The sequence below is a fragment of the Limosilactobacillus reuteri genome, assembly GCF_002254085.1.
Lineage (GTDB): Bacteria > Bacillota > Bacilli > Lactobacillales > Lactobacillaceae > Limosilactobacillus > Limosilactobacillus reuteri_K.
Genome location: NZ_NGPY01000023.1, coordinates 1 through 17,759, shown reverse-complemented (window position 1 = coordinate 17,759; position 17,759 = coordinate 1). Strand labels below are relative to the sequence as shown.

The following is a 17,759-nucleotide window of genomic DNA, read 5'->3' as shown; positions in this document are numbered from 1 at the left end:
TTAGTATTCGACACACTAAAGGCTACCGGTCTTTTCTTTTTTTGTAAATAAGTAAATTGGTCTACAAAAAAGATTTCCACGACCAGATGAATTATTCATCCAACCTATGAAAATCTTACACTAACTTATTAAACCAACAATTAATTGGAGGTTAGTAATGATGGCTAAGAATGAACACGAAGTAAAAAATGACCTTTTTGGTTTCGGTGATAAGAACGTTGCATTTGCAAAATATTTTATTGGAACAAGTTATCTTAATGGGTTAGTATCTCCTGATGATAACATTGATGTAAATGTTTCAAATGTTAATTTTGAACCCGGTTGTCGTAACAACTGGCATATTCATCATGATGGTTTTCAAATCTTATTAGTAACTACTGGTGAGGGTTGGTACCAAGAAGAAGGCAAGCCAGCGCAATTGTTAAAACCCGGTGATGTTGTAGCAATTCATGAAGGTGTAAAGCACTGGCACGGCGCTACTAAGGATAGTTGGTTCTCCCACATTGCCATTACGAAGGGAACTAGCGAATGGTGTGAAGAAGTAGATGACGCTACTTACAACCGCCTTTCTGAATAGTTATTAGTCAGCCTTCTTTGTCCTCGTCCTCAACTTTGTTATACTAAGTAAAGTTTGAGGAGGAGATTACATGGAAAGCTGGCTTTTTTTAGCTTTAGTATTATTAATTGCAATCTTTGGCCATAACTCATCATTGATTATTGCCACGGTAGTAGTGATGGTCCTGAAACTGATCCCTTATACCGCCAAATGGTTGCCCTTGATACAACATAAAGGAATTAATTGGGGTGTGACAGTGATTTCAGTTGCGATCTTAATTCCAATTGCGACTGGTCAAATTGGCTTTAATGATTTATGGGCTGCTTTTAAGACCCCTGCTGGTTGGATTGCAGTCGGCATGGGCATTGCAGTTGCCATCTTATCAAAGTATGGAGTCAACCAGTTGGCAGCTGTTCCGCAAGTTACGGTTGCTTTAGTACTTGGAACGATTATTGGAGTGGTTGCATTTAAAGGAATTGCTGCCGGTCCAGTTATCGCGAGTGGGATGACATATTGTATTGTAACGCTATTGAATTTGCATTTTTAAATGGCAAAAACCAAGCGAGGTCAAAAGGGATCTCACTTGGTTTTTGTTTTACGCATTTTCTAATTGCGCTTGCGAAGAAATTTTATGGTATAGCTTAGTGCTAAGGTATAGCGAAGTTAATAGCAGGCATAAGCATAGAAGGAAGCCGGCTTGAATACCGAGGTGTGAGGACGGGTTGTGAACTAAGTGATTAACAATACCAACAATTGAAACGATGAGGGCAGTTCCAAAGGCAGCCGCAATTTGTCGTAACGTATTAAAGGTAGCAACTGCATCAGGAACGATCTCATTAGGTAGCAATGATAGTGCTTGCGTTTGCAGAGGGATTAACATTGTCACTAATCCAAACTGTCGAATTGTTTGGAAAAGAGTGATTATGAGAACAGAACTACGCGCACCGATTGCGGCTTGGCCAATTGTTCCGATGATATCGATTATGAGACCAGTCCCAACAAGAATCTTAATTGGATAAATATCATAAAAGCGGCCACTCGTTGTCGATAGTAGCCCCGTTAAAATTGCCCCTGGAAGGACGGCAATGGCTGAAACAACCGTACTTTTGCCCAAAACAATTTGTACGAGCAGGGGAATTAAAATTGCATTACCGTACATTGTTGATGTAATTAGCATATTAATAACAGTGGCAAAAACAAATTGTTTGTGTGAGAAGATCCCAAAGTTGATTAACTGACGATTACTGTGACGTTGGTTAAGAAAGAACAGCAAGAGAAAGACTAAGCCAATAAGGGCATACCCTGCAACATTAAATGAGAGCAAGTGATTGTTCGAAACATTTGATAAGCCCATTAATAATGACCATAATCCGTCTGTGATTAAAATGAGAGCCAATGTATTAAAACAGGGATATTCATTATGAGGGATTTTAGGAAGTAGGAAGAATGAAAGTAGTAATGTAATTACTGCAAAGGGAATAATTAATAGGAAAAGGTATCGCCAAGAGAAAAAGTGTAACAGAAAACCAGAAATAGCAGGACCTAAGATAGGGGCACAATTAAAGGCAAGGCCAATAATGCCCATAATTTGCCCTTTTTTACCCGGCTTTGCGTAGCGAATTGCCAAGACATTTACTAGTGGCATCATCATCCCTGCACCCAAAGCTTGAATCATCCGAGCAATCACAACTAGATTGAAGCTCCACGCAATCGCTCCGATAATGGTTCCCAAAAGAAAAATTCCGGCGAAAATAATAAAGAGATTTTTGAATGGGAATCTTTTTATGAGAAATGAACTAACAGGAATCATCAGGGCATTGACAAGCATATAACCGTTTGTCACCCACTGAACTTGGGCCTCACTGATATGAAAGACATTCATAAAGGTTGGTAAGGCAATGTTCATTAAGGTTGAACAGAGAAGACCGAAAAATGTACCAAATACCATGATTACTAATGCATGGCTAATGCGTTGATTTTTCATTAGTAGATATAGCGCTCCTTAAAATTTGTCAAACAGTATTGAGTTTACTAGCCAGATTATTAATGTCAATACGCATTAGGAATTTGCAAGTAAGTAAATTAATGATAAAATATAGTTATGAATAATTTACATATGTAAACGCAGGAGGAATTAGATGAATATCGATTTAGAAATAACTCCCGCTGAATGGCAAATTATGCGGGTGGTTTGGAGTCTAAGGCAAACGACCAGTAGCCAAATTATTGAAATTTTACAGAAAAAAGTTGACTGGAAACCGGCAACGATTAAGACTTTACTTCGACGCCTGGTTGATAAAAAAGCCTTATCTGCCACTCGTCAAGGACGTGGATTTATCTATGAGCCCCTCGTTCCTGAACAACAAACAATGGACCAAGCGGCAGATAACCTATTTAATAATATTTGTGAACGACATGTTGGAAGCACCCTTAAACATGTGATTAATAATGTAACCCTTAGTAAGGACGATATTGCTAAGTTACAAGAATTATTGGCAAGCAAAGCAATTAATTCACCGGACCACGTCAAATGTAACTGCATTCCTGATATGCAGATGAACTGCTAATGAAAAGGCTCCCCGCAACTAGGAAAATTTTCCTAAATTGCGGGGAGCTTTTTTAGTCTCTATTTTTCTTTGCTTTGATCCTCATCAGCTGATGATTTCTTCTTTTTAGGCTTAATGTAAACTACCTTGAATTTATTAACATAGGCATTCTTCAAATCAAGAGGTGTAAATGAGAAATTATCGACTCTAATTGGTTGGCCAACTTTTAAGTCATACTGCCGTTCAAGGAAGAATCCAGTTAAGGTGGTTACTTCAGAGTTATCAAATTGCTCGATGTTTGTATCAAAGTAACGTTCAAAATCATCTAGTGGCATCTTACCGGATACTTCGAAGGTAGGATTACCCTTGCTATCAGGATCCTTCTTTTCAATCATATCAGAGGTAGCGTGGTCAATTTCTTCACCAACTGTTCCGAATAATTCTTCATAAATATCCTTATCAGTAATAATCCCAGAGGTACCACCGTATTCATCTTGGACAACGACAATTGGCACTTGTTTTTTCATCATCTCAGCAAGGACATTGGTGAGTTGTTCATTTTCGTAAACGATTGGAATTCGGCGCATGATTGTGCGAACTGATTGTTGCGGGTTAATTTGGTTTTGCCGCATAATATCATATGCAAAAATGTAACCAAGAATGTGGTCTTTGTCATTATTAGCAACAACTGGGAAACGCGTGAATTTCTTTTCAAAATAAAGTTTGGCTGCATCTTCAATTGAAGCCGTAATATCAATAACCGCTAACTGTGTCCGATCAATCATAATATCCTCAGCAACTTTATCATTCATTTCAAAAGCCCGTTGCATGAAGATAACGTCTTCTTTATCCATTTCCCCAGCTTTTTCCGATTGTTGGGATAAGGTCATAATTTCATTTTGTGAATATGTGTCTTCTTCTGGCTGAACATTGTATCCTAACATTTTTGTAATTGCCGCAGCGACTACCGCAAATAACCAAACGAAGGGATAAAAAACAGTATGGAAGAATTGTACCGGGTGAACAATTGATAAGAGAATTGGTACCGGTCGATCAATCGCCATATTTTTCGGAACTAAATCAGTAAATACCGCGTGGAAGAATGTAAAAATTAAAACACCGATAACTGGTGCAATCGCTTGAAGAACATCGTGCGGAATGATATTAATCTTTAGCAACAGATCTGTGATAAATTCATCACCTAACCAACCTAAAACTAAAGAAGTCATCGTAACACCGACTTGAGCTGTTGATAGGTACTCATTAAGATTTGCTACCATGTGTTCCGCGCGTTTAACTTTTCGCGTTTGCCGGAGCTCTTTTAACTCACTAGGCCGCACTTTAACAACTGAATACTCCAGCAGTGTAAATAAAGCAGCTAACAGCAAAATCAAAATAATGATAATTAATTTAAACCAATATGAATCCCATAAACCATTCATCGTTTAAAAATTTCACCTAAACTTTCTTAAAAAATTTATCGACTACTATTGTATCAGTAAAATGTAACGAAAGGGGAGTTTAATTATTTTTTTATAAGTGAAAATGCTAAAATAAAGGAAAATAAGTAGGAGAAGACATATGACGACTAATGAAGAAGAAATCAAGAAGTCAGCACGCTTGCGTAAGATTATGCAAGTGATGCGAAAATATCATTTTGTTAGCAATTTTTACCATCAAACTAACTCACAAGCTATTTGTCAGGCACTGCAAGAACTGGGACCGACCTTTATTAAACTTGGCCAAATATTATCAACCCGTCCAGACCTTGTCTCCCCAGCGTATATTAAAGAACTTCGCCACTTGCAAGATCAAGTTAAAGCTGATAGTTTTGCGACTGTAGAGCAAACTTTTGAAGAAGAAACCGGGAAGAAAATTAATGAGGAATTTGCTAGTTTTGCGGAAAAGCCGTTTGCTTCGGCGTCGATTGGGCAAGTTCACCATGCAACGCTTAAGGATGGGACACCGGTTGTTGTCAAAGTCCAACATCCAGAGGTCAGTAAGCTTGTTAATACTGACTTAGCCTTGTTAAGAAAAGCGGTGGTCTTATTTAAGTATGTTCCCCAAGACATTGCAGTAGTTGATTTGGATAAAGTAATTGATGAACTCAGTACTTCATTATTAAGTGAGGTCAATACTCTGGAAGAAGCAAAAAACGGGGAAGAGTTCTATACATTAAATAACGGTGACGGACCAATCTTAGTTCCTAAAGTATATATGAAGTATTGTGCTCCTAAGATTCTTGTTAATGAAGCGATGGAAGGAAAAAGTATTCGGTATCGTTTTAAGCAGTCAAATGATAATGATCAAGAGACAACGACCGTTAATCATGAAATTGCTACTACGCTCGTTAATAACTTTTTAAAACAAGTTTTTGTTGATCATTACTTTCATGCGGATCCGCATCCAGGAAATATATTAATTCACGAATTACGTCCGGATGAGTCAGCAAAGCAATACGCAACGACCAAACACCATGAAAAGACCATTTATAATACAACCATTAGTTATGATCAGCAGGAGGCATTACCAAATTACCGGATCATCTACCTTGATTTTGGAATGATGGGAAGGTTAAGTCCAGCGATGGCCAATAGTATTGCGAATATCGTGATTACTATCAACACAAAGGATACGCGAAAAATTGGAAAAGCAGTTTTAAATGTTTGTAATCGGACCGGGGAAGTTGACGAAAATGCATTTTATAAAGAACTTGGCGCCTTTATTCAACCCTATTTTTCAACTGGCCTTGGCAATATTGATTTCGTGAAAATGCTGTACCAAATTGTCCAATTATGTAAGAAAAACCACCTTCAAATGCGGGGAGAGGTAACGATGCTGATTAAGGCATTTGGGACTCTTGAAAGTTCGGTTGCTAAACTTGATCCTGAAATATCAATGCTTGAAGTTGCTCAATCATTTGGACGGCGTTATTTAAAACGAAATTTTAATTGGCGTTCTGCTGTTGATAATAACCTCATCAATTTTTTCCTTGCTAGCAAAGCAATGGGGAAGATGCCGGAAAGAATTAATGAGTTAATCGATACATTTGTCAGCGGGGATGCCAAAGTTGATCTACAGTATAAAAATGAGCAACGAGTGCTAAAGCAGATAGAACGGTTAATGAACCGTTTCATGATTGCAATTATTTTAGCAGCAGTCATCTTAGGATCATCATTATTAGTCCAGGGAACACCAGCTGATTCGCATATCTATCGTTTAGGAGTATCTGGCTATATTATTGCAATCATAATTATTATTCTTTTAGTTGTTACGGAGGTTATCCATCGATGGCGAAATTGGCGAAGGAAACGATGATTAATGATCTATTTAAACTTAGTTAATGAATTAATATGTGTGCTATGCTGGGGAATTACGATTAGGCTTATTTTGATCCGCCATTTAAATAGTGAGATAAAGGTAGCTAGATTCAATATGGTTGCGTTTGTTTTGATGTTGGTCAACTTAGCAGTAGTACTGCCTATTTTTGCTTTTTTGCTTAAAAATTTACCTAGCCAATCAGTAAGTTGGCAAAGTGCATTAATAGTAACAACTATTGATGTTTTAAGTACCTTTAATTTAATTTTATTTTGTGTTTTCAGTTGTTGTACCCGTCTGCGAAAATGTCCTGCTACGGTTCAGGACTTTCTGGTTTTAGGGGCAGCTGTTAAACATGGCCAAGTCCCACCAGTGTTAGCTACTCGCCTTGATAAAGCCATCAATTGTTGGAAAACTCATCAATCTGCAAAAATTATTGTTTCAGGGGGAATAGTACAGAATGCAAAAACATCTGAAGCAGAAGTCATGGCTGCTTACTTAATTGCTCACGGAATCCCAGCAAGAAAAATAATTTGCGAGACCCAGGCACTTAATACATGGCAAAATTTGGCCTTTGCTAGTCAACTTATTAAGTCGCAAGAGACAGTAGTAGTAACTAGTGATTTTCATGTTCTTCGTGCGAGGACTTATGCAAGGAAGATGGGGTTAAACTGGTCATTTGTTAGTAGCAAAACGCCTTGGCGATACTGCCCATTAACATTTATTCGGGACTATCTCGGGATTATCCGTGACCATTGGTGGGTATTTTGCGGAAGTACGCTCCTTTTACTTTTAGTTGAATTGATTTTGAAATGAAATATGAGCGAGACAGAAGGGGAAAACAACCTTCTCTCGCTCATATTTCACTTTATTTATTCTTATATACTGCAATTTCAATCAGATTATTATCTGGATCATAAACGTAAAGCGAGGTCATTTCGCCTTCTGCCCCCTGTTTTACAATTGGTCCAGCAATTATATCAATATAATAGCTATTAAGATGGTGAACAATATCGTCAATACTATCTCCGGCAACTAAACATAAGTCAGCAGAACCAACTGTCGGATTAGCTGCCTTTAGCGTAGTTGGTCGGTCAATTTTTTGTAAACGGATTAACTGATGCCCACACCGCATTGTAATTAAGTCATCATTACTTTGTTCTTTAATTACCGGCATATCAAATACTTCGTGATAAAAGCGCATTGATTGCTCTAAATCAGTTACAGTTAAAACAACGTGATCAATTCGTCGCATTTTCATTGTCTAAGTCTCCCTTAAATTTTTAAGTCAATATCATTATACAAGTTTCTAAATTGAAATAGCAAAAGTTGTATAATGAAATGATTGTAGATCTAAGGAGACTTTTTATGAATATAAAAACAATAATGAGCGTCGCGATTGGCGGCTTTCTCGGTGGAATTACCCGTTATGAACTTAGTGCCCTATTAGGTGGCGCCGGGATTTTATATGCCAACCTTATTGGTTCATTTTTGCTAGCCTTTATAACTTATTATTTTATTGAACGGGGGCTATTAGCAGCATGGTTAAATGCCGGGATAGGAACTGGTTTTATTGGCGCTTTTACGACATTTTCAAGTTTAGCTACAACTATTGTTAAGCTTGAAAGCCAAGGTATAATTGCTAGCGTCGGTTATTTTCTTGTGAGCTCTCTTGGCGGCTTGGCTTTGGCACTGCTCGGTTTTATGTTGGCACGAAAATACGGAGGTTCGCGGCAAGATGATTAATGTAGGGCTTGGAGCAGCAATTGGGGCCGTGATTCGTTATATCATCACAACTTGGTGGAAAAAGTTAAGAATTGATTGGCCCCTAGCAACTCTATTTATTAATATCACCGGTAGCTTTTTATTAGGCATTTTTACCAAAAATTTTGCTAGTAATTCCTCGCTTATGCTATTATTTGGGATTGGCTTATTAGGAGGTTATACTACTTTTTCGACTTTTAATGTTGAGCTAATTTCAATGATGGATGAAAAGCGATGGGGAATGTTCGCTGTTTATTTCGGCTTAAGTTATCTTGGTGGAGTTATTGCCGCCATCTGTGGAATGATGATATGAAATGAGTAAAAAATAGTGACAGAAACCAGACTACCAACGCAAATTGAAGTAAAAGGTGGAAGAGTCCACAACCTTAAGAACATTGATATCAATATCCCGCTACATAAATTTATCGCAATTTCGGGATTATCTGGTTCTGGGAAAAGCTCATTAGCAATGGGAATTTTATATGAAGAGGGATCTCGACGGTACTTAGAAGCGCTTTCTACTTACACAAGGCGGCGGATAAAGTTAGGTGCTCAAGCCGATGTTACAAGTGTTAAACATATTCCTTCAGCACTAGCATTGAAGCAACGTCCCGCAATTCCATCTGAACGAGCAACCGTTGGAACAATGAGTGAGATGTTGAATGTAATTAGGCTGATCTTTTCGCGGCTTGGCGAACCGGTCTGTCCAAATGGGCATCGTTTAAAACCAAACCTTGAAATCGCAGAGGTAATGAGTAAGAGCGGCGATGAAATGGGACAATTAACCTGTCCTACTTGTGGTACAAAATTTTATGCCTATGGAGCAGAAGACTTTGCATTCAATTCTGACGGAGCCTGCTTACGATGTCATGGAACAGGAAAAGTTCGTGAACTGGATGAAAGTAAACTTATCGGGAATGAAAATCTTAGTTTGGCTGATGGGGCAGTTGCTTCATGGCATTTGCCTGGACGAAACTTTATGCCGAGTGTTGCTGAACAGGCAGGTATCCGGATTCATGTTCCATATAAAGATTTAACCCCGAAAGAAAAGGATTTTGTTTTAAATGGTCCACAAAAGAAGTTTAAGATGGACTTCCGCTCTGGAACAGGCCGCGTTTTTCATGACTTTAATGCTTTATACGAGAACGCCCATGAAGCGGTATTAGCATCTGCCAAAAGCAGTAAAAGCGAACGAGCGCAAAAACGAATTAGTGAATTTTTCCATTATTCAACGTGCCCAGTTTGCCATGGGACACGGTTAAAGCCGGAGTTATTAAACCAATTAGCTGGTGGTTTAAATATTGCGCAAGTTAGTGACCTTCCGCTTGGGGAACTGAACAAGTGGAAGCAAGATGTATTAGCTGCTCTTCCTTCAGATATGAAAAAGATGGCGACTTCGTTATTTAAAGAGTTTGATGATAATTTACGGCCATTATTGGAATTAGGCCTTGATTATTTAACTTTATCGCGAAATGGGAATACGCTATCGACAGGTGAATTACAACGTATTCAGCTTGCAAGAACTCTTCGAACCCAAACAACTGGTGTCTTATATATTCTGGATGAACCTTCCATCGGCTTACATCCTGACAATATTACGGGTCTCTTAAATGTATTTAAAGAATTAGTGGCCCAAGGTAATTCATTAGTAGTTGTTGATCACAATGTTGATATTATCAAAGAAGCAGATTGGATTATTGAAATCGGCCCGGGTTCTGGAGAAAAAGGTGGAGAAATTCTTACGGAGGGAACACCATCGCAAATCGCTGACAACCCTCAGTCTAAAATTGGTCCTTATTTAAATGAGACAGCAGTATTAAAAAGTCGCCCCATAGCAAACGAACCAGCTAGCCAAGAGATCACCTTTGAAGTAAAAGATTATTACAACCTTAAAGACGTCCAGGGAGAGATTCCAGTTAATCGACTGACTGCTATCACTGGTTTTTCGGGGGCTGGTAAAACAAGTCTGATCCTTGATAGTTTAGTTCCTGCTATCCATGCTCAAGCAAGTGGGACTAAATTACCTTCACAAGTTAGCAAATTATCAGGTCCGTTAAAGGAAGTAGTGAGTGTTGATGCGGCGCCAATCGGTAAAACTAACCGTTCAACCGTCGCAACTTATACCAGTATTATGGATAATTTGCGGAAGTTATTTGCAGCCCAGCCCTTAGCCAAAGAGGAACACTATACACCTTCTTACTTTTCTTATAATAATAAGCAGGGAGCATGTCCAACGTGTGGCGGCGCGGGGGTCGTAACTCTTGATATTCAATTCTTGCCAGATATGCAACAGACTTGTCCGACATGTGGGGGAAGCCGATACAATGAAGAAATTCAAAAAGTTAAGTGGCAGGGATATTCAATTGTTGATCTCTTAAAATTAGATGTTCGGGCAGCGATGAGTGTATTTAAGGAAGTTCCGAAAATTGCTCGTGAACTTCAATTATTAGATGAAGTGGGCTTAGGGTACCTGCACTTAGGCGAAAGTACGCCTAGCCTTTCTGGTGGTGAGGCACAGCGCTTAAAACTTGTTAAACACCTTAATCATAATCAAAGCGAAACGTTATTTGTATTTGATGAACCAACTATTGGCTTGCATCCCCTTGATGTTAAAACCCTGTTAGCAGTAATGCAGCAATTACTTGATCGGGGAGCGACAATCATTACTATTACTCATGACTTAAATTTGATTATTAACGCAGATTATATGCTTGATATGGGTCCGCGTGGTGGTAGTAATGGTGGAAAAATTGTTGCTCAGGGGAATCCGTTAGCCCTTATTCAAAAGCCAGAAAGTTTAACCAGCAAATATTTGGCAGAATATTGGTCAAGATTTAATTAAAATTAAAGGCTCCAAACATTCGGATTTCCCGGACGTTTGGAGCCTTGTTTTTTCTTAAGTTAATTATTTTGTTACTGCTTTTTCTTCATGGTTTTGCCAGATTTTGCGAACGAGTAAGTAACAGCCAATTAGAATTAAAATGGCAATCGCAACACCGATCAGTCGTCTAATGTTACCCTTGAAAATAGCATCTCCACCAAAGGCATAGAGAAAGGAAGTCGGGGCCATTCCCACGGTTACCATTGCCAAGTAGTGTTTCCGACTCACATTTAAGCGGGCACCAGCGTAGTTTACAAGTACACTAGGGATAACCGGAATCATAAAGCCGATGGTAAGTGCGATTAACGGATGCTTTTGCTGCAAGAGGTAATGAAGAATCTTGTTTTTCTTTACTCGTTTAGAGAGATCAATTTTACGAATTATACTCATTACAGTAGAGTTTCCTAAAATATTTCCAACCCAATTGATCAGAAAACCAACAATCGGTCCATAACATAACCCGGCAAAGATACAAACAACGGAATTAGACATTCCCGGAATCGCATTTAAGATGCCAATTAATGCTACAAGAAGGAAGATATCGGTAAAACCATGACTTCTAATCATATGGAGAAGCTTGGCCTTATTATGAGCATTAAAATCTAGCAACAGGTCAATTTCTGGCTTATATGTTCGATAAATGAAGTAGAGAACGATGACAGCGAGGATAATGGCGCCAACGATCAGCCACGTTTTATTTAATTTACGCTCTTTCATAATTATTTTTCCTCCTTTGGTAGCGTAAACCCAGCCTTCTCAAAAAGGGAGGTAAGAGAATGTCGTAAAAGCGGATCATGGGCGTAAAGATAAGTTCCATATACACCACGCTTGAATAAAACGTTCAAAGAATTCATAATCATTCTTTTTTCTAAACTCTTAATTTCAGCTGGATCAGTTAGGTCAGCACGTTTTTTGAATGCTTCAACATCTGTATAACGATCTAAATTAACTTGAAGTTGGGTTGTTTGAGGCGTTTGGCTAATCGGCGGACCGATAATAATGCCAGTGTAATTTAAGTCAAATCCTTGGCAAGTGTAGATTGAGCCAACTTCATCAATGGTTTGAGGCAGTTCTGCCCAGGGAGTAACTGTATAGTTATATTGATCCCACGGCATTTTAAATCTGCCTTCCTCAATGTAATGTTTCCCACCATCGAGCGTTGATGGATATCCAGACGTTGAAAGAATGCGAGAAAGGCCTACTTCTTTATTACGTTGAACAATTGCTTTCCTCATTTCCTCGGCATCACTGTAAATACGAAAATCATAATGATCACGGGCAGATGCTGGTAAAGGGGTTAATTTATAGTTAGTGAATTCATTAAACCACTTAACTAATTCATCGCTCGCATTCATGCGAAACATGTGGGTTAAGTGGTAATCTTTATGGGGATATTGGTTCGTAATTGCTTGAAGCCGTTCAGGAGTCCAGAGACTTTTCATTCGTAAGACTTGGTATTGATCAAAGACAATTATGACAACTTTAGCGCGTTTAATGATTTCGATAAGCTGATTATCATGGTAAAAATTATTATAATGATCAGGTTTGGACAATAAAAGATGAGCCTCATCGATAACAGCAACATCAATGGTTTGGTTTTGCTTATCCAATTGATTAATTAATGAAGTTGGCCGAGCGAAGTCCTTTTTATATAACTCTTTTATTGGCCCAGCAATCTCTTTATAGACTTTCAGAATTTCCGGATGGTTAACAAGAAAATAATTATTAGTATGATAAAGAACTGAATTTTGTTGTGTCCGCGCTTCTTTTTGAATGCGGACGAATAATTGTGATAAGATTACGCTTTTTCCAGTACCAGCATCCCCGTAGACTGTATATATTGCAGGATGATTTTGTGTTAGATGGTGTTTAGTAAATGAAATAATATCATTGACGAGTTGTTCTTGCTCTGTCGTTAATTTTTTAAATGGTGAAATTTTGTTAGTTGCAGCGTTGTCTATATTTTTCATAATTATTTCCTTTTTAACGAATTACTCTATTTAATGGTATCGAAATGCATGAATTTCGTCAATTTGAACTTGAGAGTAATTTACGCAATGCTTTAGAAAGTGTTAGAATAATAAGAGCAATAAGTATTACTAATTATTAAATGTAAAATCAAGAAGGAGTGGAATAGATGAATCTGCATCCTGATTACCTCTTAAATGAAGTTAATGAACCAAGCGATATTAAGGACATGTCACTTGATGAATTAAAACAATTAGCAACAGAAATGCGTCAACTTGTTCTTGAACGCGACGCAAAAATCGGTGGACACGTGGGCCCTAATCTTGGCGTAATGGAGCTAACGATTGCTTTTCACTATGTCTTTGATTCGCCCCATGATAAAGTTATTTGGGATGTTTCACACCAGAGTTATGCCCATAAAATGCTGACAGGTCGGAAATTAGGTTTTCTTGATCCCGATCATTATGAAGATATTACTGGATTTACGTCACCAGAAGAAAGCGCTCATGACTTTTTTGAAATCGGCCATACTTCAACATCAATCTCCCTTGCAGTAGGGATGGCTCAAGCACGTGATTTGATGAAGCCACAATCACATAATAATGTTATGGCAGTAATTGGGGATGGATCCTTAAGTGGCGGATTAGCTTTTGAAGGATTAAACAATGCTGCTAAGCTTAATTCTAACTTGATTATTCTTGTTAATGATAATCAAATGTCAATTGATGAGAACCAGGGTGGTTTATACAAGGGACTAAAAGAACTCCGGGATACCAATGGTGAATCTCCCAATAATATTTTTAAGTTTATGGGTCTTGATTACAAGTATGTTGCAGACGGTAATGACTTGCAGACGATGATCGACACTTTTAAGGAAATCAAGGATATTGACCATCCAATCGTCCTTCATGTTAACACCTTAAAAGGGAAGGGGTATGAACCTGCTGTTGAAGAAAAGATGAAGTATCATTGGCGCACTCCATTTGACCTAAAGACTGGTGAAGATAAGGTTAAGATGAGTGGAGAATCATATAGTGATGCTGTTCTTGCTGAATTAGATAAGCAAATTGCAGCAGATAAGCCAGTTGTTGCTATTAATGCTGGAATTCCTGGTGCGTTTGATCTTGGCAAGTTTAAGGCTAAGCACCCGGACCGTTATTATGATGTTGGGATTGCTGAACAGGATTCAATTACGACTGCTGTTGCAATGGCGCAAGCAGGTGCACGCCCTGTTGTATTTCAAAATAGTACTTTCCTACAACGAGCATATGATCAATTAATTCATGACATGGCATTAAATGATGCTCCGGTTGTAATGATTGTGCGAGGCGGGTCAATTTCAGAAAGTTCTGCTACTCATCAAGGAACATTTGATATTTCAATGATTAGTGATTTGCCAAACATTGAATATTTAGCACCAACAAACGTCGAAGAAATGATTTCGATGTTACGGTGGGCAATCAATCAAACTGATGAACCAGTAGTAATTCGGCAACCAGAAAAGCCCCTTCTTCACGGGACTCCAACACAAGATGACTACAGTACGATCAAGTACGATATTGCTCATCGCGGAAGTGAAGTTGCAATTATGGCTGTTGGTGACTTCTGGGAACTTGGTGAAAGGGTAAGGAAGGAACTTCAAGATAAGCTTAATATTGATGCTACATTGATCAATCCAAAGTCGGTAACTGGAATCGATTCAGATGTCCTCCACCACCTAGCAGAAAATCACGATGTAGTTGTTACGCTAGAGGATGGGGTCCTTAGTGGAGGCTTCGGGGAGACAATTGCTCGTTACTATGGACCAAAGGGAATGAAAGTTTTGAACTTTGGAGCACCACGGGAATTTGCGGATAATGTTCCTACCGAAGTACTATATGAATGGTATCATTTAACCCCTAAACAAATTGTGGATGATATTGAGCAGGTTATCCATTCACTATAAGTTAACAGAGCTGTCATCGCAGGTAAGGATTACTTGTAGATGATAGCTTTTTTGATTTAAAAAATGCGAATTGCTTCTTTTTACGTATATATATTAAAGAGTATATACAAAAGAGGAGCGAGATAATATGAATCATTTAAACCACCATTGTATATTGCGAAACACTTACTTAGTAGGCTTAGCGACAGCGTCAACGATCCTTTCGCTGTCGTTAAATACTCCACCAGTTCTAGCTGTACCCCTAGAACCAATTACGCATCCCGTATCTAATGCAAATAGTCAGAAAGAACGTGTTCAAATCAAACGTGTAATTTATTTTCATCTCTTAAATGAAGTTAAAAAAGTGGAACAAGTGTCTTATGCTCACCGTGAAGTACCAAATGATCCAACCAACAAGGCAATTTGGATTATTGACCCCTTTGAAGAAGTCAATATCCCTGAGCAAGCAGGTTTTAAACCATCAATGGATAAGATTCCAACTGTTACAGAAATAGAGGATTTATCACAATTAAAAAGTATCGTAAATATTTATTATCAGCCCCTCAATAAAGATGAAGGGCCAAAAAAAGACAGCAAAGAGAATACGTTAGCAGAAAAACAAAAGGAGGGGCAAGCAAAGGAGAATAAAAAAGAGGAAGAGCAAGATTCACAGGACAATTACCCCATGAAAGAAGATCCGGGGGATGATAATCAGGTCGGAGAAAATTACGGGGAGGTAAATAATACAAGAAAACAGCAAAATTTGCATCAACGGATAAAAGATATTAATAATCGACTAAATCGTTCACATCGAAATTCACGTAAAAACGATAGCGCTGACCAGCAAACACTTCCACAGACGGGAAATGAGACTGATAATTTAACAACTTTCTTCGGTTTGGGGATAACGGTAATGGTCGCGGGGATGAGTCTTTTTTCGTTAAAGAAAGCGCACAAAAAGAAATAAAACCAAAAAACTTGATAAAAGGACTTGCATTTTTAATTTTCTAATAGTATTCTAATGTTATTGAAAAAACGAAATGGAGGAAGCTAAAATGCAAATTTACAATAAATCGATTATTCATCACCTAACCTCCACCTCAACCACAACAACAATTACCGTGGTTGAGTAGTTTTAATATCTCTTAAATCTGTTAGCAATAGCTATTCAAGATGTCTCAACCACTTATCAAAAATTGACAAGGGTTGGCTAGGGACATTTTGGGTAGCTTTTTTATTTAAAGTGAGGTTAGAATGATGGATAATCAGAAAAATGAAGTTAAATTAAATCGAACAATGACTCCCGGACAAATGGAAATGATTGCAATTGGTGGGACAATTGGTAGTGGTCTTTTCATGGGAGCCACATCAACTATTAAATGGACTGGTCCTTCTGTCCTATTAGCATATGCCTTTGTAGGTTTAGTCCTATATGGTGTTATGCGTGCGTTAGGGGAAATGATCTATATCAGTCCAGGAACTGGTTCCTTTGCGGACTATGGATCTAAATATATTCATCCCTTAGCTGGATACCTGACAAAGTGGAGTAACGTCTTTCAGTTTATCATTGTTGGTATCTCAGATATTATTGCCATGAGTCAATACCTTAATTATTGGTGGCCTAACTTACCAGACTGGATTTCTGGATTAGTAATGATCATTATCTTAACGCTTGCGAACCTTGCATCTGCTAAGGCGTATGGCCGGTTGGAATTTTGGTTTGCGATGATTAAAGTTGTTACAATTATTGTTATGATCATTCTTGGATTGTTAGTCATTGTCCTTGGGTTGGGTAACAATTGGCATCCGGTTGGAATTTCCAATTTATGGTCACATGGTGGATTCTTTACTGGTGGATTCATGGGATTTATGTTCTCACTATCTGTGATTGCTGGATCCTATCAAGGAATTGAATTACTTGGTATTACTGCTGGTGAAGCCGCTTCACCACGCCATGCGATTGTTAAGTCAGTTAAATCTGTTATTTGGCGGATTTTAATTTTCTATATTGGGGCAATTTTCGTTATCGTTTCCATTTATCCATGGGACGAATTAAAGGCAGTTGGATCACCATTCGTTGAGACATTTACTAAAGTTGGTATTACTGGAGCAGCTGGGATCATTAACTTTGTTGTTTTGACTGCTGCATTGTCCGGTGCCAACTCAGGAATCTACAGTGCTAGTCGGATGCTTTTCAAGCTTTCAGTTGACGGTGAGGTTCCTAAGGTCTTTAGTAAATTGTCAAAGCGGGTTGTACCAAATATTGCGATCCTAACAATTTCATTCTGGATTTTCCTTGGCTTTATTGTTAACATGCTTCTATCAATGTTTAATGCAGCCTCTGCTAATATCTTCGTGATTGTATATAGTTCAAGTGTCCTTCCCGGAATGGTACCATGGTTTATTATTTTGATTTCAGAACTAAACTTCCGGCGTAATAACCCAACTGAATTAAAAGATCATCCATTTAAGATGCCATTTTATCCAGCATATAACTACTTTAGCTTGATTGCGCTAAGTGTTATCTTACTATTTATGTTCTTTAACCCAGATACACGGATTTCAGTCAGTGTTGGGGCAGTCTTCTTAGTTATCATGAGTATTATCTACAAGTTAAGAACTCAACGCCAAGATAAATTAGCATAAAGAATAAGTACTCTCGAAACATATTGTTTGTTAGTGTAAGATTTTCATAGGTTGGATGAATAATTCATCTGGTCGTGGAAATCTTTTTTGTAGACCAATTTACTTATTTACAAAAAAAGAAAAGACCGGTAGCCTTTAGTGTGTCGAATACTAAGC

16 protein-coding genes are annotated in these 17,759 nt (G+C 38.2%); 11 read left to right on the top strand and 5 right to left on the bottom strand.

What is annotated here, in order from left to right:
• The first annotated feature begins 160 nt into the window (after positions 1-160).
• Entirely contained in the window at positions 161-577 is a 417-nt protein-coding gene (locus CBG10_RS06095) for a cupin domain-containing protein (protein ID WP_094501700.1), read from the top strand.
• Between the two features lie 70 nt (positions 578-647).
• The gene (locus CBG10_RS06090) at positions 648-1,103 is read left to right on the top strand and encodes a DUF441 domain-containing protein (protein WP_003666229.1); all 456 of its coding nucleotides are present in this window, start codon (positions 648-650) and stop codon (positions 1,101-1,103) included.
• A gap of 48 nt (positions 1,104-1,151) precedes the next feature.
• On the opposite strand, the gene CBG10_RS06085 is transcribed toward CBG10_RS06090, so the two are convergent.
• A complete protein-coding gene (locus CBG10_RS06085) occupies positions 1,152-2,540 on the bottom strand; it encodes a DHA2 family efflux MFS transporter permease subunit (protein ID WP_094512020.1) in 1,389 nt (462 codons plus the stop codon).
• 154 nt (positions 2,541-2,694) lie between these two features.
• Here CBG10_RS06085 and CBG10_RS06080 point away from each other — a divergent pair, with 154 nt between their 5' ends.
• Positions 2,695-3,123, top strand: coding sequence for a CopY/TcrY family copper transport repressor (locus CBG10_RS06080; RefSeq protein ID WP_094512019.1), 429 nt, complete (start codon positions 2,695-2,697; stop codon positions 3,121-3,123).
• A gap of 59 nt (positions 3,124-3,182) precedes the next feature.
• On the opposite strand, the gene CBG10_RS06075 is transcribed toward CBG10_RS06080, so the two are convergent.
• Positions 3,183-4,544: a hemolysin family protein gene (locus tag CBG10_RS06075; protein ID WP_003666233.1), complete on the bottom strand. Its 1,362-nt coding sequence runs from the start codon at positions 4,542-4,544 to the stop codon at positions 3,183-3,185.
• Between the two features lie 139 nt (positions 4,545-4,683).
• Between CBG10_RS06075 and CBG10_RS06070 the strand changes: the two genes are divergently transcribed.
• Together CBG10_RS06070 and CBG10_RS06065 are read left to right on the top strand one after the other, a co-directional pair.
• Positions 4,684-6,420 carry an ABC1 kinase family protein gene (locus CBG10_RS06070; protein WP_094512017.1) on the top strand — a complete coding sequence of 579 codons (1,737 nt, stop codon included), beginning with the start codon at positions 4,684-4,686 and terminating at the stop codon, positions 6,418-6,420.
• A gap of 3 nt (positions 6,421-6,423) precedes the next feature.
• Positions 6,424-7,236 (top strand): YdcF family protein, encoded by an 813-nt coding sequence (locus CBG10_RS06065; RefSeq protein ID WP_094512016.1) that lies wholly within the window; start codon positions 6,424-6,426, stop codon positions 7,234-7,236.
• A 52-nt stretch (positions 7,237-7,288) separates the two neighbouring features.
• Here CBG10_RS06065 and CBG10_RS06060 read toward each other — a convergent pair whose 3' ends face one another.
• Positions 7,289-7,681, bottom strand: coding sequence for a VOC family protein (locus CBG10_RS06060; RefSeq protein ID WP_035157361.1), 393 nt, complete (start codon positions 7,679-7,681; stop codon positions 7,289-7,291).
• A 107-nt stretch (positions 7,682-7,788) separates the two neighbouring features.
• On the opposite strand from CBG10_RS06060, the gene CBG10_RS06055 reads away from it, so the two are divergent.
• Genes CBG10_RS06055 through CBG10_RS06045 form a run of 3 tightly spaced genes read left to right on the top strand, consistent with a single transcriptional unit; the run spans position 7,789 to position 11,026 of the window.
• Entirely contained in the window at positions 7,789-8,166 is a 378-nt protein-coding gene (locus CBG10_RS06055) for a fluoride efflux transporter FluC (protein WP_143452353.1), read from the top strand.
• Positions 8,159-8,497, top strand: coding sequence for a fluoride efflux transporter FluC (locus tag CBG10_RS06050; RefSeq protein ID WP_094509572.1), 339 nt, complete (start codon positions 8,159-8,161; stop codon positions 8,495-8,497). The genes CBG10_RS06055 and CBG10_RS06050 overlap by 8 nt, the downstream gene beginning before the upstream one ends.
• A 15-nt stretch (positions 8,498-8,512) precedes the next feature.
• On the top strand, positions 8,513-11,026 hold the full coding sequence (locus CBG10_RS06045) for an excinuclease ABC subunit UvrA (protein ID WP_094512013.1): 2,514 nt from the start codon (positions 8,513-8,515) through the stop codon (positions 11,024-11,026).
• A gap of 63 nt (positions 11,027-11,089) precedes the next feature.
• On the opposite strand, the gene CBG10_RS06040 is transcribed toward CBG10_RS06045, so the two are convergent.
• The gene (locus tag CBG10_RS06040) at positions 11,090-11,782 is read right to left on the bottom strand and encodes a TVP38/TMEM64 family protein (protein ID WP_094502116.1); all 693 of its coding nucleotides are present in this window, start codon (positions 11,780-11,782) and stop codon (positions 11,090-11,092) included.
• A gap of 2 nt (positions 11,783-11,784) precedes the next feature.
• Positions 11,785-13,035 (bottom strand): DUF2075 domain-containing protein, encoded by a 1,251-nt coding sequence (locus CBG10_RS06035; RefSeq protein WP_094502118.1) that lies wholly within the window; start codon positions 13,033-13,035, stop codon positions 11,785-11,787.
• A 167-nt stretch (positions 13,036-13,202) separates the two neighbouring features.
• On the opposite strand from CBG10_RS06035, the gene CBG10_RS06030 reads away from it, so the two are divergent.
• The 3 genes from CBG10_RS06030 to CBG10_RS06020 all read left to right on the top strand — a co-directional run bounded on the left by CBG10_RS06030 (position 13,203) and on the right by CBG10_RS06020 (position 17,603).
• Positions 13,203-14,978: a 1-deoxy-D-xylulose-5-phosphate synthase gene (locus CBG10_RS06030; RefSeq protein WP_094512012.1), complete on the top strand. Its 1,776-nt coding sequence runs from the start codon at positions 13,203-13,205 to the stop codon at positions 14,976-14,978.
• A 127-nt stretch (positions 14,979-15,105) separates the two neighbouring features.
• A complete protein-coding gene (locus CBG10_RS06025; protein WP_094512011.1) occupies positions 15,106-15,924 on the top strand; it encodes an LPXTG cell wall anchor domain-containing protein in 819 nt (272 codons plus the stop codon).
• Between the two features lie 287 nt (positions 15,925-16,211).
• Positions 16,212-17,603, top strand: a complete 1,392-nt coding sequence (locus CBG10_RS06020) for an amino acid permease (RefSeq protein WP_094512009.1) — start codon at positions 16,212-16,214, stop codon at positions 17,601-17,603.
• Positions 17,604-17,759 lie beyond the last annotated feature (156 nt).